This window comes from Brevibacillus sp. LEMMJ03, from assembly GCF_007197875.1.
Taxonomy (GTDB): domain Bacteria; phylum Bacillota; class Bacilli; order Brevibacillales; family Brevibacillaceae; genus Brevibacillus; species Brevibacillus thermoruber.
This window is the reverse complement of the sequence record NZ_VKJN01000010.1, coordinates 1-21,036: the sequence shown is the minus strand read 5'-3', so window position 1 is coordinate 21,036 and position 21,036 is coordinate 1. Positions and strand designations below refer to the sequence as shown.

The following is a 21,036-nucleotide window of genomic DNA, read 5'->3' as shown; positions in this document are numbered from 1 at the left end:
AACCGCATGATCATTCGTGCCAGTCGGGTCGACCGCTACTTGTTTGATGCGTACCAGTACTCGTCGCGCACGGCGCGCGAATGGATGGAAGAAGCCAAAGCGCGGGCGCCGTGGTTCGACCGCGAACTGTTGGCCGATTTTTTCCTGGCGTTTTATCTCGTCCATCCCGAAATTGACCAGACACAGGCGGCGCCGCCGTTCCACCGCTGGATGGTGCAGACGCTGATGAAACAGTATTTTTACCGGATGATCCACCCGCGGACGGCAGGCCAGGAGAGCGCCGCCTTCAAGACGGCCATCAAGGCGCTCATGTGGCTGACGGCGTCGTTCGCGGAGGAGGTCAAACGCCGGGAGCGGGAACAGCGGCTGACTCCCTTGGTCGCCGGGCTTCAGCAGAAGCAGGGACACGAGGGCAGGGAACAGGCCCAATTGTCCGAACTGTTGACGGAAAAACAGGCGGCCAGGCTTCAGTTGATCGGCTACACGCTGCAGCAGGGCAAGCGCGTGGTGGAGGACAAACAGGAGGCGATGGACACCCGGCCGCTGGTGGAAGCGGAGATCCGCTCCCTCAAAGCGCGCATTCAGGAACTGCGGGAAGAGATGCGGGTGAATGTTACCAAGCGCCCCAAGCTGCAGCAAAAAGTCAAAAAGCTGGAGGACGAGCTGGCCCAGCGGGAAAAACAGCACGAGCGGCTGTCCAGGCAGGAACGGGAGGCCGTGGCCCAATTGGAACAGGAGCTGGGGCAGTGGCTGGACCGCTCGCTGAAAGAGACGCTGTCGCTGGAATCGGACGACACGTTGTTCGTCCATGAGCTGCTTACGGCCAGCCAGCGCTTCGCCAACCGCCGCTGGGGGCACGAGTTGGGCAAGCTCCGGCGCCAGAGCTTGGAACAATATATGAAGTGGCTGGAAAAGTTGAAACGGCATCCGGACCTGGTTGACTTCCTTAAAGAGGTGGGGCGCAACGTCCATCACGTCCGGGTGAAAAAGAAGCAGATGCGCTCGCGGCGGCTGCCGGAAGAATACTACGACCTGAGGCAGTCGGGCGACATCGCCCACATGCTGCCGAGCGAAGCCGGCCTTTTGGCCGATCCGGATTACGAGACGTATTTTCTGCTCAAGTGGGTGGAGCAGAAGCTGATGACGTACGACACCGTCGGATGGCTGGAGGAACCGCCCAAAGGTCCCGTGATCTGCATGCTGGACACCTCGCATTCGATGCGGGGGAGCAAACTGCGCTTGGCCCAGCTCTTTGTGATGACGTTCTCCGCGCTCAGTCTCCTGGAAAAACGAGACTTTCTGCTGCTGCTGTTCGGCGCAAAAGGGGAGCTTCGCGAACAGGCCCTGTACCACCGGCGGCCGGACTGGCCCGCGTTTTACGCGCTGGCGCAGATGGCCTTCGGAGGCGGGACGCACTTCGACGCGCCGATGAAGCGGGCCATCCAAATCGTGGAAGAGAACCGGCAGTTTCGCGGGGCTGACTTCGTCATGGTGACGGATGGGGTAGGCGGCCTTTCCCTGTACGTGCGGGAGATGCTGGCCGATCTGGCCAAGCGCAAACAGGTGCGGCTGCACAGTCTCATCGTCGGCTCGGCCCGCCAGCACCTGGTCCAGAAGTACGACATCCTGGGCGTCTCCCACCAGGTCCGCTTTGCCGCGACATGGGACTGCCAGGAAGAGGAGAACACCCGTTTGCTTCTCGATGTGTTTGAGGAACGGAATCGTTCGTGAAGAACTGCCGCTCCTGCACGCGCAAAAAAAAATCCCGGACGCCTTGTCAAAAGGGCCGGGATTTTTTGTGTTCACGTTGGCGCTGCGATCGCTCAGGGAGTTTTCTTGCTTTGTCCCAACCGCTCCACCATCCTGGCAGACCGGTTCTGCCGTGACTCAGCTTACCCTGCTGACCAGCGTGCGTCCAAACTCCAGTTCGGCAAACTTATCCCGAACCCGCTCCCGATCGTATTCCCATCTTGCTGCTTCCAGCGAAAAGTCGATCGGCGCGTCACGGAAAATCGTCGCCAGTTTTTTGCTCAGATAGACCTGTTCGCGGTGTTCCTCCAGTTTGGCGCGCAGCTTGGGCGTGCACGCGTCCAGACTGGCATACAGTCCGTCCAGGGAGCCGTGGGCGGCTATCAGCCTGACCGCCGTCTTTTCGCCGATCCCCGGACAACCGGGAATGCAGTCGGAGGCGTCGCCCATCAGCGCCTTCACGTCGACGACCTGTTCCGGCCTGATCCCGCGGACGGCCAGCAGGCTGGCGGGCGTGTAGTGTTCGTGCTTGCCGCCGTTTTTCAGGATTTTCACGCTGACCTGTTCGGACAAAAGCTGCAGGCTGTCGTAATCGCCGGTCGCGATGACCACCTGATGTCCCTCGGCCGCGAGACGCGCGCTGACCGTGCCGAGAATGTCGTCTCCTTCATAGCCCGGGCAGCCCAGATTCGGGACGGAAAAGGCGTCGGTCACCTCCTTGACCAGCTCAAACTGGGGAACCAGCTCCTCAGGCGGCGCCACCCGGTTGGACTTGTACCCGTCGTACCACTGGCTGCGGATCAGGGTTTCCCGCGCAGCCACATCCCAGCCGATGGCGACATGGGTGGGGCGCACCAGGTCGGCGTAGTCCAGCATCATTTTCGTAAACCCGTAGACAGCGTTTGTATAAACGCCTTGCGAGGTCTGCCGATACCCGCCCGCCCAGGCGGAGGCGTAAAAGGCGCGAAACAAAAAACTCATGCCGTCAATGAGCAGTACTTTGCAGGGTTGATTCACAAAAACGCGACTCCTCTCGTGTCCAACTGTCACGACCCATTATAGCACAAAGCGGCCGGCCGACCTTGACAGATTTTACATCGCCGGACACTGCATGGATGCGTTCGGCGGAGGGATGATAGTAACACGAGAGAGCCGGAGATGCTTTCTTCCCAACGCCTCTCGGTCTCATTGGAGAGAAGCGGCTTCGCTGACGGTTCAACCCCGTCCCGGGAGAAAACACGCTTAAAGGAGGAATCACACGTGGCAAACAACACTGGTGGATCCAACAACCTGGTAGTTCCTCAAGCAAACGCGGCGCTTGACCAACTGAAGTACGAGATCGCTGCTGAATTCGGCGTAAACCTGGGCGCTGACACCACCTCCCGTCAAAACGGTTCCGTAGGTGGAGAAATCACCAAGCGTCTGGTAAGCTTTGCTGAACAACAACTGGCCGGCCGCGGCTAACACCCGGCAAAAAGGGAATAACTGGATGAAAAAGGCCCCGGACAGGGGCCTTTTCTTTTTGTGCGTTTGGTGCACACGCCCTTTCTTTGCCTCCCGGTGTAAACACACAATCACATTCGGGGACTAGTCATATGGTGTAGGGAACAGGCAAATAAACCATGGCTGACGGAAAGGAGTGACGTCCGGGGATGAAAAAGAAAGAAGTAAAGCGCCTGCTGCGGGAAAATCCCGATTTCGAGGCGTGGCTGATGCAGGACGCTTCCCGCATCTCCAGTATCCGCGCCAATCCGGACACGGCAGGTGAGCTGTTCAGGCGCTGGAACGACCGAAAAAAAGGGAAGATTGACTTTGGCACCATCTCGCAGAAGACAAAACGGGCCAGCGAGATGCTGACGAACATGACGTCCATCATGGAGATGATGGCCGATTACAACAAAAAACAGGTGGAGCAGGAACCCTAGGAAGGCTGGTTGGCTAGCCTTCTTTTTTCTTTTTCCTTTCCCGTATTCTTTTGGTATACTGGAAAATGGGAGGGAATGCGTGATGATTCAAGCGCTCGCCAATCTGCTGGTCGTTGCCGCTCTGGTTGCTGCCGCGGGGACAAGCTCCTTCGGCAAGGAAGCGGCGACCGCCGTTCAAGCTGCGGTTCAACATCCCTACCTGTCCGTAGCGCCCGCGAAGACACACCCGGGCGACGCCGTGCTGATCCGGAGCAGCCGTGTGCAATCAGTCACGGTGTTGGGAAAAACCTACCGGCTGATTCCTTCCCATGGAGCGTATGTCCGGTTTATTCCCATTCCCTTTGACGCGAAGCCGGGCACGTACGCGGTGCTGTCGGCGGACAAGCAGCGTCTCGCCAGCCTGACGATCGCACCCAAAACCTTTGCCGTCGACAAGCTTACCGTCAGCAAACAGCTGAACCAGATGCGGCAAAACACGGAACGGATCGACGCCGACCAGAAAAAGATCAACGCGGCCCGCTCCCGCTCCGCCCAGACGCCGTATTTTACCGATACGTTTCTCATGCCTGCCCAAGGCCGTTTGACGACACCGTTCGGCTATCAGCGCGTCGTCAACGGAAAAGCGGCGAACCGCCATGCCGCCATTGACATCGCCAACAAAACGGGAACGCCCATCGCGGCCAGCAACAACGGCAAGGTGGTGCTGGCAGAATCCCTCTATTTGACAGGAAACACGATTATCATCGACCACGGCCTCAACGTGTTCTCGATCTACGCCCACCTGTCCAGGCTGGACGTGAAAACAGGGGACATGGTCAAACGCGGCCAGATCATCGGCCGCATGGGGAGCACCGGTTTTTCCACCGGTCCCCATCTGCACTACGGCATGCTGATCGGCAACACGTATGTCAACCCGCAGCCGTTTTTTGAGGCATCGCCTTTCCTCTGGGAGTGACATGGAGGTGAATTTGCATGAACACAGCGCACGTCCCCAACAAAGTGCTGAACAACCTCGTTCATTTTCTGGCGCCGTACGAACAGGCTGTCGATGAACTCAAGCTGAAATTGAAAGGCATCAAGTACGGCTTTTTGAAAAGCGGCCGCTATTCACCCATCGAGTTCGTCGTCGGGCGGGTGAAAAAGGTGGACAGCCTGATCAAGAAAGCCCAGGAAAGAGGCATCGATTTTCATCAGGACACCTGGCAGGAGAGAGTGGCCAGGGAGATCACCGATATCGCCGGACTGCGCGTCGTCTGCCGGTACATCGACGACGTGCGTGAAGTCCAGCAGCTTTTGCAGGAGAGGGAAGACATCGAAGTCCACGACATCAAGGACTACATCGCGACGCCCAAGGAATCCGGATACCGCAGCATCCACATGATCGTTTCCTACACGGTGTACCACGGAAGCGAGAAAATTACCCTGTTCTGCGAAATTCAGATTCGTACGTTAGGCATGAACTTTTGGGCGACGAACGAACACGAGCTGCGTTACAAATACGCCGGGAACATCCCGGAAAACGTGCTGCAGCAGCTCCACGAGGCGTCCGTGATCACGCACCAGTTGGACGTCTTGATGAACAGCCTGCGCCAGGAGATTTTGACGCCACCTGAAGTGGACACGTCGCTGGAGGAGAAACTGGAAGAAATCTTCTCGCTGTACGTGAAGCAGGATTACGAATCGGCGGCGGCGTTGTACCGCGAACATGTGAGCGGATTTGAACAGGCGTTTCAGGACAATCCGAAATTTAAAATGATCCATGATCTGCTGGGCAAGCGTTTGGGCTAGCCGAGCAAGGGCGTGCTGATGCCCGCAAGTACCAAGAAAGGAACCGACAACCATGCGTCTACTGCTTACGTACCTGCTCGTTGCGGCCTGCGTCCTGTGCAATCTCGGCGTTCGGCCCGCATCCGCCCGTGGGGAGGACAATCTGACACCCAGCGGCATTTACGGGGAGTCTGCCATCCTGATCGACGCAGCAACGGGTCAGGTACTGTTTGAAAAAAATCCGCATCTTCGCCTGTATCCGGCGAGCATCACCAAAATCGCCACCGGTATCTACGCGATTGAGAACGGCAATCCGGACGATCTTGTAACCGTCTCCAAAAACGCGCGCAACGAAGAAGGCACCCGCGTGTACCTGGGGGAAGGGGAGCAGGTGACCCTGCGCAAGCTGGAGTACGGATTGCTGATGAATTCCGGCAACGACGCGGCGACCGCCATCGCGGAGCATTTGGGCGGCAGCGTCCAGCATTTCGCCGACCAACTGAACACATACCTACAGGAAAAGGTGGGCGTCACCGAGACCCATTTTACGAACGCCCACGGCCTGCACGATCCCAATCACTACACGACCGCGGCCGACATGGCCAAAATCGCCCAATATGCGATGAAAAACCCGACCTTCCGCGAGATCGTGGCCACCGTCCGCCTGCCGTGGGACGGCCGCGAGTGGAAGACGGTGCTGATCAATCACAACAAACTGCTCCGCAATTACGAAGGAGCGACAGGGATCAAGAACGGTTTTACCGACCAGGCCATGCACACGCTGGTGGGTTCGGCCAAGCGCGGAGAAACGGAACTGATCGCCGTGACGATGAAAGCGGGGTCCAGCGCGTATGCGTACAAGGACGTGACCGCCATGCTGGACTACGGGTTTGCCCACTTTGAGACCAGGCAGGTGGCTTCTGCCGGCCAGACATTTGGACAGGCTGTTGCGGCCAACGGCGGTACACCGGCGGTCACCTACCAGGCGGAAACCGATCTGTACGCCACAGTCCCCAAAGGGACGGAGCCGCAAACGGAGCTGACTGCCGACGGCCAGCTTCTGGTCAGGGCGGGGGAGCTGACCCAGACACTGCCGTTACTGCGAAAAGAACCCCCCCGCGCCGCCGCCCTTTCTGCTCCCGCAAAAAAGGAGACGGCAGCGGCTTCCGCAGCGCCGCGATACGCGATTTTCTTTGCCTGGCTGCTGTTAAACCTGTTTTTGTTCGGCCTGACCGTCGCGCGATCCCGCCGGCGCCGCCGGGAGAGACTCCGGCATCTGCCGCGCCGCGCGCATTGGTCCTGATGATGGACGTCCCGACCGGGGCGTCCTCTTTTTTGTATGGAATGCCGCTTCCCGACAAACACTGAGCGTGATGGTATGTTGGGAAGAAAAGAGGGAACTCGTCATGATTGACATCATTTGCACGATCGGACCGGCCAGCCGGGATGTGGAGATGCTGAAGCGGCTGGCGGCCAGCGGCATGACGATCGCCCGGTTGAACATGTCTCACGGAGATCACCGTTCTCACCAAGCCGCGATCCGCAACATCCGTCAGGCGGGAAGCGAGCTCGGGCGGAAAATCAGGCTGTTGGGCGACCTGCAGGGACCGAAGATCAGGCTGGGAGAAGTAAACGGCGAGGTCGTGCTGAACGCGGGTGAACCCTTCATCCTGCACATGCAGCCGACGGTCGGCAGCCAGCACGAGGCCAGCGTCGATTACCCCGGTCTGGTCGACGACGTCAAGCCGGGGGCGCGGATTCACATCAACGACGGGGAGGTCAAGCTGCTCGTGCAGCAGGTGACCAAAGATTCGCTGCTGACCCGGGTGATCGTCGGCGGTCCCATCTCCAGCCACAAGGGCATCAACGTGCCGGGGACCCCTCTCCGCCTGCCGCCGCTGACCGGGAAGGACAAGGACGACCTGCGCTTTTTGCTGATGGAAAAAGTGGATTACGTCGCCTGTTCGTTCATACGCGACGGAAGGCAGATGGACGAGATTCGCGCCTTTGCGGGAGTGGCGCGCGGACACGCGCCGTCGTTTGTGGCCAAGCTGGAAACGATAGACGCCCTGCGTCACTTCAACGCCATCGCGGACGCGGCAGACGGGGTGATGATCGCCCGCGGCGACCTGGGCGTGGAGGTTCCGTTCGAGTGGGTGCCGCTGCTGCAAAAAGCGATCATCCGGGAATGCCGGCGCAAGGGCATTTACTGCATCACGGCTACCCACATGCTGCAGTCGATGACGGAGCATCCCGTGCCCACCCGAGCGGAGGTCACCGACATTTTTCAAGCCGTGCTGGACGGCACCAACGCCGTGATGCTTTCCGCGGAGAGCGCAAGCGGCGCCTATCCGGCGGAAAGTACGGACACGCTGGCAACAGTGGCCGCCTTTGCCGAAAGGGTGGCGGCCGATCAACCGTTTGACTGGGACGACATCCTGCACCTTCTTTCCGCGCAGGGACAAACGGGGCTGTGACAACAGCCGTGTCCATCAGCGTTTCCCCGGCGTATCGTAGGAAGAGATCCTATTTTCCTGCAAAGGGGGAAACGCGATGGACAGCGCGACATGCCCTGCACCTGAAGTGTCCGTGATTATCCCGGCCCGAAACGAAGCCAAGCGAATCGTCCGCGTCATCCAAGAGGCACGGCGGGTGTCCCCCTTGACGGAAGTCATTGTCGTCTGCAACGGTGTGACGGATCACACAACCAAACTGGCGCTGGAAAACGGAGCCAGGGTGATCGAAGCGGCTCCCTCTCTCGGTCACGACGTCGGTCGTGCCGTTGGAGCCTTTTTTGCCAGAGGGGACGTGATGTTGTTCATCGACGCGGATTTTCTGGTGCCGGCTTTCAAACTTCGCCGGTACGTGGACGAAGTGAAAAAGGGATGGGATGTGGTGCTCAATGCCTATTCCGGCTATCAATCCAAGCGGAGCATCAACCCCACGTCTCTCGCCAAACGGCTGTTGAATCACATCGTGGGGCGGCCCGATCTGGTCGGCAGCTCCCTGACCACCGTCCCGCACGCCATGAGCCGGCTGGCGGCCGAGCGGATCGGCTTCGAGGAGCTGGCCGTCCCGCCCAAGGCACAGGTCAAGGCCGTGCTGCAGGGACTGACCATCACAAGAGTCTGCCCGATCAACACTGCGCGGCTGAACGATCCGCGCATCGGGCGAAAAGATAGAGTCGTTGATCTCGAGTTGGGCGATCACGCGGAAGCCATCGCCGCCTATCTGAGCGAAAAGGGGGAGCGGGCAGGCTTTTTCGATCAGGAACGAAACCGGGATCTGCTGCTGTTTCCTCCGCAACAGCACCTGCGGACCGTGTACAGGCAGGAAACGATTCGGGCGACAGGGGGGAGTTGGCGTGATGGTGGAAAAGCCAAGCAAAAGACTCTGCACAAAACCGGGCCCAAAACGCGTCGTCCGCGCTAGACCATGTGCCGGGCAGCGGCTAACTCCCCAACAGTTGGCGAGGAACAGCCGGATGCTGTCGGTGATCATCCCGGTCAGCAACGAGGAAAAGACAATCGGAGCGGTGCTGCGGCAGGTGGAACGCCTGCGGCCCAAGGAAATCATCGTGATCGTCAACGGCTGCCGCGACCATACGCTGGAGGTGGTCCGCAGCCATCCGGTCACCTGTGTGGTCTATCCGTTTGTGTTGGGACACGACGTCGGGAGGGCCGTCGGCGCAGGGGAAGCCAGCGGAGAGGTCCTGCTGTTTGCAGACGGCGACATCGTCGTGCCCGCAGAGACGCTGCAGGCGTTTGCAAACGCCTGCTATCGGGGGGCGGACATCGCGCTGAACAACGCCAAACCGTTCTTCCGCCAGTCAGCCAAGCTGGACGCGGTCGCGATGGCGACATCCTATCTCAACCAGATGCTGTCCCGCCCCGACCTGCGCTGCTCGTCCCTGAGCGCCGTACCGCATGCGATGAAACAGAGCGCCGCTGCGGCGCTTGGCTACGAGAGCCTGATGGTTCCGCCGAAAGCGCTGGCGATGGCCATCACCAACGGTCTGGTCGTCGTTCAGGCGGAGAGCGTCAACGTGTTTCGCCGGAAACCTTCCCCCCGCATTCAGGAGCTGATCCTGGGCGATCACCTCGAAGCGATCCAGTACGTGCAGCGCGTGAAGAAGTCAGACCGGATGTACTTTGCCGACCAGTTCCGGCGGCGGGACGTGTTTCCGCACGTGGAGAAGGCGCGGTTCGTCAGCGACCGGCATGTCATACTTCCGTTCGGACCGTAAGGAAAACGGTTCGTGTGCCGAAAACACCGTTGTCATCTCACCAGGGTGGCAGCGGTGTTTTTCGCGCGAAACGGCCGGCGTCAGGCTTGGATGGGGTAGAGCGGTCGGACAAGCTTTGCTATTCGGTTCGTTTGTAGTACGATTACTTCGTAGGACATTATGGAGAAGAAAAGGGGCAGATGTTTCATGAGCATTCATATCGGAGCAAAGGCGAACGAGATTGCGGAAACCATCCTGTTGCCCGGCGACCCGCTGCGGGCCAAATACATCGCGGAAACGTTCCTCGAAGATGCAGTGTGCTACAACAACGTCCGCGGCATGCTGGGCTTTACCGGTACATATAAAGGAAAGCGGGTGTCCGTACAGGGGACCGGCATGGGCGTGCCGTCCATCTCCATCTACATCCACGAGCTGATGGAGGAGTACGGCGTGCAAAACCTGATCCGCGTCGGGACCTGCGGCGCCATCCAGGAAGACATCAAGGTGCGCGACGTGATTATCGCCATGGCGGCGTCCACCGATTCGCAGGCGAACCGGCTGCGCTTCCAGCAGATCGATTTTGCGCCGACGGCCAATTTTGACCTGCTGCACAAGGCGTACCAGGCCGCCGTTGACCGCAACCTGCCCGTGAAAGTAGGCAATGTGTTCACCAGCGACACGTTCTATCAGGAAAGCCTGGACCTGTACAAAAAACTGGCCAGCTATCAGGTGCTGGCGGTGGAAATGGAGACGGCCGCCCTCTACACGCTGGCCGCCAAATTCAACCGCAACGCCCTGTCCATCCTGACCGTCAGCGACCACATCCTCACCGGCGAAGCGACCTCCGCCGAAGAACGGCAGACCACGTTCAACGCGATGATCGAAGTGGCTCTGGACGCGGCGCTGCTGCGGTAACGATCGGGAGAAAACCTACATCCGCAGGCACATTTGTCTGCGGATTCTTTTTTGGGAAAACGCCGTTCGGATTGGCTTGTGCGATGGCCTTGCAGATGGAGATGTTATTCCAGACATCTGACCCTCGGCGTGCACCGAATCGTGCACCGAATACCGGGGGTTGAGGATCGGTTTTCTTTGAGTCCGATAATATATATTATGTAAACTAATTAAAAATCCAAGCGCATCCATCATGTGATGGTTCGACAGTTTTGTCTAATGACACAAACATGTATACCAACGCCGCAAGCACCTATTGTGACACAAACAAGTAAACCAAAACTGTAGATTTGGTATACTTGTTTGTGTCACACCTGTTTGATTTTATAATGGTGTATACAAAAACGTTAACCAAAAATCCTAATGACAAGAACTTGGGTAGAAACATCCGATTCTGAAGTTGTCTGGCGACACAAATATACCGCCATAACAACGTTTATCATGTGTTTCATTGTTCAATCACGAAAAATCATAAAAGACCATATGACTCATCGAATAGAGAATAGCTGATACCTTACTTATAGTCTTAATGGTTATTCTTTATTTCAGTTCATGAAATTTCATTTTTATGAACTAATATTAAAATTCTTCATCAAAGCCTCTTGTTTTTTACTTATTTTTATTTATAGTGTCTCGTGTCCGTCGAGATTCCTCATGCGGAACCAAATAAGCGGTTACCTGATTCCCTTTTCCTTTTCATGACTTGTTCACTTTTATAAGTAGGTTTACAGGGATTTTACGTGGTCATTTTGCGTTTACGGACAAATACCCAACTCCCCTGCTCACTCATATACTACAGCGTTACGAATTCAAAAAGGAGTTGGGAGACATGCAAATGTACAGCGAAGCACCATATATGCTAAGTTTCGTCGATCCGTACCTGTATCCAACCCTGCAAAGTGTGGTTGGCAGGCAGGTTGCAGTCCAGACGGCAACAGGTAGTGTTCGGGGTGTGTTGCGTCACGTGATGCCCGACCATGTCGTTGTGCAGGTACACAACACACCATTTTTCATCCGTACGCAGCAAATCGTGTGGGTAATGCCTTCTTCCTGACCAGGATGGTGCATCCTTCTCATCAGGCTTTTCATCATCAATAATTGGCATGAAACAAACTGTCCTCCACATAATCGTGTACAGAGTAACTAACAGCGATTATGGAGGCGGTACTCATGTTTAAGCGTATGAACAGATTGGTGATCGAACTCCCGATCCCAGAGCATGGGGATGCGAATGCCGCGGCTGCGGTGCAGGAACTTCTCGGCGGACGTTTCGGAGAGATGTCGACATTAAACAATTATTTGTACCAATCATTTAATTTCCGAAACAAGAAGAAACTCAAGCCGTTTTACGATCTGGTGGCCAGCATTACGGCGGAAGAAGTGGGTCATGTAGAGCTTGTCTCCAATACGATTAACTTGTTGACCACCGGCACTACCTTTCCGGGAGATCCGGATATCACCCCTCTGCAAAACGGTTTGAACAAGAGAAATACCTACCATTTTATCGCGACCGCGCAAACGGCGCTTCCCGGAGATTCGATGGGAAAATCATGGAATGGGGATTATGTATTTAACAGTGGTAATCTGGTGCTCGATCTTTTGCATAACTTTTTTCTTGAAATCGGTGCCCGGACCCATAAGATGCGTGTCTACGAAATGACGGATCATCCGGTTGCGCGTGAAATGATCGGCTATTTGCTCGTGCGCGGAGGCGCTCACATTCTTGCCTATGCGAAAGCAATCGAAATCATCACCGGTGCCGATCTGACCAAGATGCTTCCAATCCCCAATCTGGATAACACACAGTTTGATTACGCGCGCAAGTATGAAGCACGAGGCATCGGGAACATCCTGTATACGTGGAGTGACACGGACTACAAGGATATCGGACTGATATGGAAAGGAACCAATCCGCTTAGCGGTGCGCAGCTTCAGGTGGTCGTCGGTACGCCGGAGGGAGCTCCCATCCCCAATCTGGATGATTTGCCGGAGGAGTTTGCTCCGGGGATTTCAGCCGAACAGTTTATTGAGATTGCCAAGCGGTTGTCTGGAGCGGGTTTTTAAAGGAGATCAAACAGATTGTATGGTAAGATCGCTCCAAGTCTTACTTTGGAGCGATCATTTGATTTGAAGCAATCGTCTGTATGATTTCATTTACCTTTCGCATGGTCTCAAGATACTTTTCTTGCAATATCGGGCTTAGCCCAAGATGATGGCCCATTGACTCAGCTTCCACGCCAATAATGATCCCTTCCCAAGATCGTTGCACACGTAATGCCTCTTCCAAGAAGTGAAGATTGTGCATAGATATTCCTTTCTCAAATCCTTGTTCTTTTTTACACGGAAAGACAGTGACTTGTCCCGGCTTCTTACCGGTCAAAACGGCATCGACGATAATCAACAGGTCAGCATGACGAGTCATTTCCAGAGAAAAGGGAACATCCGTCTCACCCACAATGTATTCCACATGCTTGATTGGATCACGTTTGGACAAGTCCTCTACCAGATAGACTCCGATTCCGTCATCCTCCAATAAGATATTTCCTAGTCCTAAGACCACGATTCGCTTCATCCGAACACCTGAATGGTCTTTGGCTCTTTTCCCGGCAAATAAACATGTGTCGCGCAAGACATGCAAGGATCAAAAGAACGAAGGATGCGGCCAAGCTCGACGGGTTGATCGGGATTGGCAATAGGCGTTCCAATCAATGCCTCCTCAGCAGTTCCGGGAATGTTTTGGCTGTCCCTGCTGGAAAAATCCCATGCAGAAGGAGTAATAATTTGATAGAACGACAAAACCTTGTTGTCAATCTTAAGCCAATGCCCTAGTGCACCTCTTGTCGTGTCCACAAGTCCAATACCGATGGCGGCTTCCGGCAGCTTCCATTCTTTTTGCACAGGAACATCAGGAACAACTTGCCTTAACAACGCTCCTATGATGCCCGCAATTTTATCAGCCTCCAGAACTCTTGCAATCGTACGATCCATAGCAGAAATCCCCTTGCGATATTCTCCGCTTAACCACAGCCTGGCGAGAGGACCTACTTCAAAAGGCAGCTTATTATATCGGGGCGCTTTTACCCAAGAATAGGCGCTCTTCTTTTCTTGATCAGGTTCCGCCATGATTTCTAAAGGTTTGTATTGTGTCTTACCTTCATACCAGGAGCAGCCAATATCCTCTGTAATCAAATCAGACTGAAACGGGGCAAATGTCCCTTCTGCATAGACGCTCGGTTCTACATACAGCGTTCCTAAGGTGGCATATCCGTAAAATGCACCATAGCTGAGAAAATTGCCCGGCCCTCTCCCCAACTTGTAGTAATCCTGATAGTAACGGGCGATGTCATAAACATCAGGGATCGCATTATCCTTGATAAAGACAGATATTTTGTTCAAAATGGACATCATGGCAATGATTTTGTCCGTCGTCGGCGGGGTAGATATGCCCCCCACGAAAATGCCATGATTATGGGGAGCCTTTCCTCCCAATACGGCAAGCATTTGATGTGCCAAACGACTGTATTCCAGTGAGAGAAAGTAATTCCTTGCGATCCTGTCATTCACTTCTCGGGGAAGACGATAATCTTGATGGTCGGATTGGTAAATGGAGCTTACCTCAGGCAGCTTCACAAAATCAGGGATGGTATACTGATAAAAATGGCGGAGGTGATTCTGCAAAAACTCGCAGCCATGGATAATATCCCTCCAGTACCGGCCCAACTCCGTCACCTGTACGTTCAGCGCATGTTCCAACGCAACGGAAGAAGCGGTAGAATGAGCTGTCGAACATATTCCACAGATCCGTTGGGTCAGATAAATGGCATCAAAGGGGTTTCTCCCCACCATCATTTGCTCAAACCCGCGAAAAAAATTCCCCTTTGTCTTGGCATCGACCACGGTGCCATTCTCCACCATTACATCAATCTCCATGAAACCACTGATGCGCGTGACAGGATTGATTACAATCCGCTTGGTCATCTGAATTACTCCCTTGTGGTGTCATATGTGACAAAAGGTGCCATCGCATCCGGGAAGCCGAATTGCGTGCATCCGATGCAGGTGCTTGCTCCAATCGGCCAATTGACATAGCCGTTCCATTTTCGAGTCGGACAGTCTATTCGCGTAACCGGCCCTCGACACCCTAATTTGAACAGACATGTCGGTTCACCCAATGTCTTGGCAAAAATGCCCTTATGAAAATAGTCGAGTCGTGGGCATCGATCGTGGAGCAAGGTACTGTAAAACATGAGCGGCCGATCCCTGTTATCCAGGGCGGGCTCGCCGTACAACAGCAGGTGCGCAAGCGTACCCAAAAACCAATCCGGATGACAAGGGCACCCTGGTAGCTTGATGACTTTGCGATTCAAAACGCTTGGCAGCCCGACACATTGAGCCGGATTCGGTTTGGCGGCGGAAGGACCTCCATGTGTGGCACACGCGCCCACGGCTATGACGTGTGAAGCCTTCGCTCCCAGCATTTGGGCAGCTTGCAGTGCGGTTACCGGCTCTCCATTCCGGGTGCCAATCACGTGATACATGCCGTTGTTTCGCAGTGCAACAGCCCCTTCTACCGCCAGGATGAACTCTTCCTCCAGAACATCCTGCAAGATCTGCATCGCCTTTTCACCCTCAGCGACCATCAAGCTGTTGCTATACCGTAAATTGACCATGGATGTAATCAGATATTGGAGGTCAGGATTGGTGCCGTTCATCATCGAGATGATGTTCCCCGAGCATCCCGTTAACTCCAGCCAGACCAGATTCCTTTTTTGCAAACGGCCCGCACGAATCTCTTCGATCGCTGTGGAGGTCAATCTTTTCGCTATAGCTTCGTTGGAAACATCTTCAGGCGGCAATACATAATCCTGCTCCATCAGACCAACCTCCCCACTGGTTTCAACGTACGAAGGATCCATTGCTGACCGGCATGGCAGGAAGCAAACTCTTTAGTCAAATCTTTCCCGGCAGTTAATCCAAAATGGGTTGCGGCTGACCACGCCGCGTTATTGGTCACGTCATACACAACCCCATTTACTGCTACATAAGCCGGGTTACCGTTTCTTCCAGTGAATCGGGCCAACTGATCCCGAGTAACCACATTTTGTGGAACACTTTGTGATATCGGGCTTTGCGGACTTGGAATGGGTTGTGAGGGTTGAATTTGCGGACTGGGTTGCAGCGGTGTTACCTGGTAGTGAGGTGAATAATAGAGGAGATGGCAGATAAATTGCAGTTGGGAAATATGGTTCCATAGTTGGTTTACCATCAGGTTTCTCTGATAGTAGTCCTCCGTTACGTAAAGAAGTCGAATCAAATAATTCAATTCAGAGAAAATGATATCAGCCTGCCAGATGAGATAGTCATGTTGATTCACGTGCGATGTTCCCCTTTCCAGCAAAGATCTCTGGGCATCTTATTCGGGAATGGAACCACATGTGAGTGCCATTTTCATGTAAATTTTGTAATTGTCACCCTCTCTGTCTTTCTCTTTTCATCTTCATCCAGCATCAGGAGCAGTTTTTGTAATCCTTCCGCTATCGCTGATATCTGGTCTGCCAGCTGCACCGATTCGATCGGAATCTGCTGTTCAAGCACTTCCAACGATACCCTAAGCTCCAGCACGAGATTCCGCATCCTGCTTAGATCAGATACATCACGGCACATGCCTTTCCCTCCTTTTTTAACAGATCCTCGGGAGCGGTGTTCCCGCCATTCTTTTCAAATTTCTCGTCCCGCCGTAGGGTGTTTGCAGCAGTACATTCCCTGTTCCTTCCGTTACATACCCGATCTCGCAAGCCATTCGCTGTCCCTGAGCATCCCGGAGAAACGTCACGACTTCCTCTGCTTCCTCCGGAGACACGATGATGATCACCTTTCCTTCATTGGCCATGTAATACGGTTCCATGCCGAGGATCTCCAGAGCGCCTTGCACTTCCGGCTTTATCGGAATTTGTTCCTCGGCTATGGTGATGTTTACTTTTGCGAGTTCCGCAATCTCCTTCAATGTCGTGGCAATTCCCCCGCGTGTCGGGTCGCGCATGAATCGGATGGTCTGAAAGCGATGAAGAAGTCCCTGTATGATTTTGTTTAAAGCCTGGCAGTCGCTGAGAAGCCCGGTCGAAGAATGGATTCCTGCTCGCATCGCCAATACGGCTACCGCATGCTCCGCCACTCCGCCGTTAATGATGACGCGATCGCCCGGGCAGATCGATGTCACATGCAAACGCTCAACATCTTCCTGAAATCCAATCCCGCAGGTATTGATATAGATGCCGTCACATCTGCCCTTCTCCACCACCTTGGTATCTCCTGCTACGATGCGTACCCCCGCTTCCCTAGCTGTTTCCGCCATCGATTGAACGATCCGTTTCAACAAGGAGAGTTCCAAGCCCTCTTCCAAAACGAATCCCACACTAAGATAGCGAGGCTCAGCTCCTGTAACAGCCAAGTCATTGACAGTTCCCGTTACGGCAAGCTTTCCGATATCACCTCCCGGGAACTCGAGAGGGTGAATGACAAATGTGTCGGTGCTCATGCGTACATGTTTGGACGGCGCATCCAGCAAAGCGGCATCTTCCTCAGCCTCCAGTGCCGGATCGTTGAACGCTGCTCTGAATACTTCCCTCACAAGCTGATGCGTCAGGCTTCCCCCATCTCCATGTGCCAGTAAAATCTTTTCAGTCATTTACGTATTCACCAACTCCTTATCCTTTTCAAAATAATAGTAGGTGGAACAAGCACCTTCCGATGAAACCATACAAGGACCCAACGGTTTTTCCGGCGTACACGCTCTCCCGAACAGCTTGCATTGAAATGGCTTTTCCTTTCCCTTGACAATTTCCCCACAGCGACAACCTTTCGCCGTTTTGGTTTTCGGCTTTTGGATGGGGATCATCCTGGCCGCATCATAGCTGTTGTAAGACGATCCAATGGCAAGTCCGCTATTGTCAATCTCTCCAAATCCCCTCCACTGGACGGGAATGATCTGAAAGGTTTTTTTCAGAATGTCCAGCGCTTTGGGATTCCCCTCCTCTCTTACGAAGCGTGAATAGAGATTCATAATGTCTGTTTTCCCCGAAATCACATTTCTTGCCAGAAAATAGATGGATGTCAAAAGGTCGATTGGTTCAAATCCGCCGATAACCGCCGGGTGCTTATCCGCTAAAAACATCCATCCCTTCCTGCCAATCATGACCGATACATGCCCGGGAAGAAGAAACCCGTCAATTTGGTGTTCGGCATCCTGAATCAATGTTTGTACGGCAGGCGGCGTTAGTTTATGGGCCGAATAGACAAAGAAATTCCTGCACCTCTCCCTGGAGGCTTTTTGGATGGCAAGGGCAATACCCGGTGCAGTCGTTTCAAACCCTACCCCTAAAAATACAACCTGCCTGTTGCAGTTTTGCTTGGCGATTTCAACTGCATCGTCCGCCGAATAGACAATACGCACATCCGCCCCGTCTGCCCTTTCCCGAGATAATGTGGAAACGGATCCGGGTACTTTCATCATGTCTCCAAAGGTAGTCACAATGACGTCCTTTTCTCTCGCGTAGGCAATCATGTGATCCATGTCGGATTGATCCGTCACACAGACAGGACACCCAGGTCCGCTGATCAGCTCAACGTAAGGTGCGAGCAGCTCCCTTATCCCTGTTTTCGAGAAGGAAACGGTATGCGTCCCGCACACTTCCATGAATCTGAATTTTCTCCCGAGTCGTTCGATGCTTGACGCCAGGAAGGGAATGATTTTTTCGCTGAGCTGCTGAAACATCTTGCCATCCCGATAAGAAAAAACATTCATGCCTTGTCGATCATCTCCTTCCATAACTCTATCGCATCGAGGGCAGCATCCCGATCCATCACCTGAATCGCTTCCCCCGCATGTACCAGAACGTATTGCCCTGGCTCAACCTCCTCAAGCAGTCCAATTCCGACAACCATTTCACTGCCCAGATACTCAACTCTTGCCCTCCAGCCTGATGGTTCAACAAGGAGCACCTTAGCGGGTACTGACAGACACATGTTGAGCCCACCTCCAAAGCGCAACAACCGCCTGCCCGAGTGAGATTCCCCCATCTCCAGGAGGTACTTTTCGATGGGTATAGACGTTCATACCCGCTCGACGCAATTTTTCAACGGCAAGAGACAACAGCATTCTGTTGCCCCACACGCCTCCGCTAAGCACAACATCGGTAATCTCTGTCTGGCGGGAAACAATCATGACGCTTGCGGCTATCATCTCTGCAACCGTTTGGTGAAATTTCCATGCCACCCGTTCAGGGGGAGAGTGATCCAGGATATCGGCAAGCAGTTCCTTCAGCATTGCCTTCACTCTTATTTCTCCTTTATCAATCGCAAATGAATAACGTTCATCCTGGCAAAAGGAAGAAGCGTGTTCTCTATACCATTCAGCCTTCTCTCCCAAAAGTATGGCTGCTTCTCCCTCATAGGAGCTTTCCAAACAGAATCCGAGCATGGCAGAAACCCCGTCAAACAATCTTCCTGCACTGGTCACTGTAGGAGACGGCAGATGTCCGTTTATTTGAGCCGAGAGCCATGAAATCCAGGCTTTATAAGATGGGAATAGTTCCTGACACACCTTCTCCCATGTGTCCGATTCATCTTTCATGGCATGGGCCAATAAGGACATCCCCATCATCCAAGGTTTTTTGATGGCCGCCTCTCCCCCAGGCAGCACCAACGGCTCCATATGGATCGCGCGCTCAAAACCAAGGAAATCGCCTGTTAGAATTTCAAATCCCCACAAGCTGTCGTCAGGTCCGTACCCCGTCCCATCCAAAATACACCCGATCACCGGTGCAGCAAGCTGATGTTCAGCCATACAGGATGCCAGATGAGCGTGGTGATGATACACCGGTATTTTCCAGGATATGGACATCCGGTGCAGAATTTCCTCCGTAATCAGATAGGCTGGATGAGGATCAAACCCTACAACGGTCGGATTCCCATCCATGAATCCTGTAAGGTGCGCAACCGCTTCTCTCCAGACCGCCAACTGCTGCTCGGAATCCACATCACCGATATGTTGGCTGATCACGGCACCATTGGCGTTCAGCAGACAAAACGTATTTTTCCATTCCGCACCAGCCCCCATGACAATCGGGACAGAAGACAAACCATTCGGCAGCGGATATGGAAACGATTCCGGCACATAGCCACGGGAGCGTCGCAATAACTGCAAATGCTCATCCACAATCTGTCCCACCGAATCCTCCACCCTGATGCAAATCTCCCGATCATGAGTGACAAATGCATCCGCAATGTCAAGTAATTGTGTGCGAGCCTCCACATTCGTCCTCGCGATGCTTTGACCGCTCCGATTTCCACTTGTGGCAACCAAAAAGCACCGATCCTGGTCAAACAATAGATGATGCAAAGGAGAATAAGGAAGCATCACTCCCAACCTCGTGTGGCAGGGAGCCAGCTCATGGACAGGCAAGAGCTCTCTTCCCTTTCGATTGGGCTTGATCAATAAAATCAAGCCTTGTCTGCCCAAAAGAGCCTCGCGCTCGCTTGGATTCAGGTCAAAGCAGGATTCCACCGTTTCGATGTCCTTGATCATGATCGCAAGAGGCTTGCGTATTCTGCGTTTTCTCTTGCGCAACTCTGCAATGACGGATGATTGGGTCGCATCACACATCAGATGAAATCCGCCGATCCCCTTCACAGCAAGAATCATTCCACTGCGCAATGCATGATCAACATGTTGTAACCAGTGTTTTGAGCTGGCATCCCGTTCATTTGACAGATAAAAGATTTGCGGTCCACAATCGGGGCAAGCGATGGTTTGCGCGTGAAATCTGCGAGCGAGGGGATTATGGAACTCTTCTTCACATCGTTGGCAAAGGGAAAAATCAGACATGGTGGTATGTTTTCGATCATAGGGCAAGGAGTGGATAATGGAGTAACGGGGACCGCAGGTTGTACAACTGGTAAAGGGATATGTATAAAAGCGGCTGGCAGGATCGTGTATCTCCTCAAGACACTGGCTGCAAACCACCAGATCGGCAGGAAAGACCGATATTTTTTGTCCGTTATTCCTGCTTGGTTGGAGAGTCTATAAACTATTTTGTGTAAACTCCTAACCTTCAAAATAGGGTACAATGAATTCAAAGAAAGGTTGGGAGAGCCCATGAGCCTGATGTCCAAAGAGCAACTCAAGCAGTGGATCAAGGAAAAGAACATGCAATCGGTGGAAGACATCCAGTCGGCCTTGAAGGAGTTGTTTGCCGAGACTCTTCAGGAGATGCTGGAAGCGGAACTGGAGACGTCTCTTGGCTACGCCAAGCACGACACGAAAAACAAGAAAACCACCAATAGCCGGAACGGCTACAGCAAGAAAAAGGTGCGTTCCGAGTACGGCGATGTGGACATTCAGGTTCCGCGTGACCGGGC

At 54.0% G+C, this 21,036-nt stretch carries 22 protein-coding genes and 1 pseudogene; 13 read left to right on the top strand and 10 right to left on the bottom strand.

Annotated features, from left to right (window positions below; all coding sequences use genetic code 11):
• The first annotated feature begins 6 nt into the window (after positions 1 to 6).
• Positions 7 to 1,731: a hypothetical protein gene (locus FOI68_RS13770; protein WP_143863504.1), complete on the top strand. Its 1,725-nt coding sequence runs from the start codon at positions 7 to 9 to the stop codon at positions 1,729 to 1,731.
• A gap of 156 nt (positions 1,732 to 1,887) precedes the next feature.
• On the opposite strand, the gene FOI68_RS13765 is transcribed toward FOI68_RS13770, so the two are convergent.
• Entirely contained in the window at positions 1,888 to 2,766 is an 879-nt protein-coding gene (locus FOI68_RS13765) for a 5'-3' exonuclease (protein ID WP_143863503.1), read from the bottom strand.
• 243 nt (positions 2,767 to 3,009) lie between these two features.
• On the opposite strand from FOI68_RS13765, the gene FOI68_RS13760 reads away from it, so the two are divergent.
• From FOI68_RS13760 to FOI68_RS13710, 11 genes are all read left to right on the top strand, one after another.
• Complete coding sequence (locus FOI68_RS13760; protein ID WP_029099213.1) at positions 3,010 to 3,213, top strand: alpha/beta-type small acid-soluble spore protein; 204 nt, start codon at positions 3,010 to 3,012, stop codon at positions 3,211 to 3,213.
• Positions 3,214 to 3,401: 188 nt separating this feature from the next.
• On the top strand, positions 3,402 to 3,674 hold the full coding sequence (locus tag FOI68_RS13755) for a hypothetical protein (protein WP_029099214.1): 273 nt from the start codon (positions 3,402 to 3,404) through the stop codon (positions 3,672 to 3,674).
• Between the two features lie 82 nt (positions 3,675 to 3,756).
• Positions 3,757 to 4,629: a M23 family metallopeptidase gene (locus FOI68_RS13750; protein WP_143863599.1), complete on the top strand. Its 873-nt coding sequence runs from the start codon at positions 3,757 to 3,759 to the stop codon at positions 4,627 to 4,629.
• A gap of 17 nt (positions 4,630 to 4,646) precedes the next feature.
• Positions 4,647 to 5,462 (top strand): GTP pyrophosphokinase, encoded by an 816-nt coding sequence (locus FOI68_RS13745; protein ID WP_029099216.1) that lies wholly within the window; start codon positions 4,647 to 4,649, stop codon positions 5,460 to 5,462.
• Positions 5,463 to 5,514: 52 nt separating this feature from the next.
• On the top strand, positions 5,515 to 6,744 hold the full coding sequence (locus FOI68_RS13740; RefSeq protein ID WP_044897627.1) for a D-alanyl-D-alanine carboxypeptidase family protein: 1,230 nt from the start codon (positions 5,515 to 5,517) through the stop codon (positions 6,742 to 6,744).
• A gap of 103 nt (positions 6,745 to 6,847) precedes the next feature.
• Positions 6,848 to 7,918, top strand: coding sequence for a pyruvate kinase (gene pyk, locus FOI68_RS13735; RefSeq protein ID WP_255433475.1), 1,071 nt, complete (start codon positions 6,848 to 6,850; stop codon positions 7,916 to 7,918).
• Positions 7,919 to 7,994: 76 nt separating this feature from the next.
• Entirely contained in the window at positions 7,995 to 8,873 is an 879-nt protein-coding gene (locus FOI68_RS13730; protein ID WP_143863502.1) for a glycosyltransferase family 2 protein, read from the top strand.
• Positions 8,874 to 8,925: 52 nt separating this feature from the next.
• On the top strand, positions 8,926 to 9,687 hold the full coding sequence (locus tag FOI68_RS13725) for a glycosyltransferase (RefSeq protein WP_185973949.1): 762 nt from the start codon (positions 8,926 to 8,928) through the stop codon (positions 9,685 to 9,687).
• Positions 9,688 to 9,873: 186 nt separating this feature from the next.
• Positions 9,874 to 10,581: a purine-nucleoside phosphorylase gene (gene deoD, locus FOI68_RS13720; protein ID WP_029099219.1), complete on the top strand. Its 708-nt coding sequence runs from the start codon at positions 9,874 to 9,876 to the stop codon at positions 10,579 to 10,581.
• Positions 10,582 to 11,449: 868 nt separating this feature from the next.
• Complete coding sequence (locus tag FOI68_RS13715; protein ID WP_370512129.1) at positions 11,450 to 11,674, top strand: YuzF family protein; 225 nt, start codon at positions 11,450 to 11,452, stop codon at positions 11,672 to 11,674.
• Between the two features lie 116 nt (positions 11,675 to 11,790).
• On the top strand, positions 11,791 to 12,684 hold the full coding sequence (locus FOI68_RS13710; protein ID WP_044898425.1) for a manganese catalase family protein: 894 nt from the start codon (positions 11,791 to 11,793) through the stop codon (positions 12,682 to 12,684).
• Positions 12,685 to 12,724: 40 nt separating this feature from the next.
• On the opposite strand, the gene FOI68_RS13705 is transcribed toward FOI68_RS13710, so the two are convergent.
• The 9 genes and pseudogenes from FOI68_RS13705 to hypF form a co-directional block, all read right to left on the bottom strand.
• Complete coding sequence (locus FOI68_RS13705; RefSeq protein WP_143863500.1) at positions 12,725 to 13,192, bottom strand: hydrogenase maturation protease; 468 nt, start codon at positions 13,190 to 13,192, stop codon at positions 12,725 to 12,727.
• Positions 13,189 to 14,598 carry a nickel-dependent hydrogenase large subunit gene (locus tag FOI68_RS13700; protein ID WP_044898427.1) on the bottom strand — a complete coding sequence of 470 codons (1,410 nt, stop codon included), beginning with the start codon at positions 14,596 to 14,598 and terminating at the stop codon, positions 13,189 to 13,191. The genes FOI68_RS13705 and FOI68_RS13700 overlap by 4 nt, the downstream gene beginning before the upstream one ends.
• Before the next feature lie 5 nt (positions 14,599 to 14,603).
• A complete protein-coding gene (locus FOI68_RS13695) occupies positions 14,604 to 15,494 on the bottom strand; it encodes a hydrogenase small subunit (protein WP_044898428.1) in 891 nt (296 codons plus the stop codon).
• Positions 15,494 to 15,994, bottom strand: coding sequence for a cytochrome b5 domain-containing protein (locus FOI68_RS13690; protein WP_255433474.1), 501 nt, complete (start codon positions 15,992 to 15,994; stop codon positions 15,494 to 15,496). The genes FOI68_RS13695 and FOI68_RS13690 overlap by 1 nt, the downstream gene beginning before the upstream one ends.
• 74 nt (positions 15,995 to 16,068) lie before the next feature.
• The gene (locus tag FOI68_RS13685; protein ID WP_143863499.1) at positions 16,069 to 16,284 is read right to left on the bottom strand and encodes a hypothetical protein; all 216 of its coding nucleotides are present in this window, start codon (positions 16,282 to 16,284) and stop codon (positions 16,069 to 16,071) included.
• A 16-nt stretch (positions 16,285 to 16,300) separates the two neighbouring features.
• A complete protein-coding gene (hypE, locus tag FOI68_RS13680) occupies positions 16,301 to 17,305 on the bottom strand; it encodes a hydrogenase expression/formation protein HypE (RefSeq protein WP_143863498.1) in 1,005 nt (334 codons plus the stop codon).
• Positions 17,306 to 18,421: a hydrogenase formation protein HypD gene (gene hypD / locus FOI68_RS13675; RefSeq protein WP_082059621.1), complete on the bottom strand. Its 1,116-nt coding sequence runs from the start codon at positions 18,419 to 18,421 to the stop codon at positions 17,306 to 17,308.
• The gene (locus FOI68_RS13670) at positions 18,418 to 18,642 is read right to left on the bottom strand and encodes a HypC/HybG/HupF family hydrogenase formation chaperone (protein WP_044899152.1); all 225 of its coding nucleotides are present in this window, start codon (positions 18,640 to 18,642) and stop codon (positions 18,418 to 18,420) included. The genes hypD and FOI68_RS13670 overlap by 4 nt, the downstream gene beginning before the upstream one ends.
• Positions 18,620 to 20,674: pseudogene (gene hypF, locus FOI68_RS13665) on the bottom strand (carbamoyltransferase HypF); the annotation flags it as partial. The gene FOI68_RS13670 and the pseudogene hypF, both read right to left, overlap by 23 nt.
• Before the next feature lie 99 nt (positions 20,675 to 20,773).
• On the opposite strand from hypF, the gene FOI68_RS13660 reads away from it, so the two are divergent.
• The coding region (locus tag FOI68_RS13660) for a transposase (RefSeq protein WP_185973948.1) at positions 20,774 to 21,036 on the top strand (263 nt) is incomplete at its 3' end.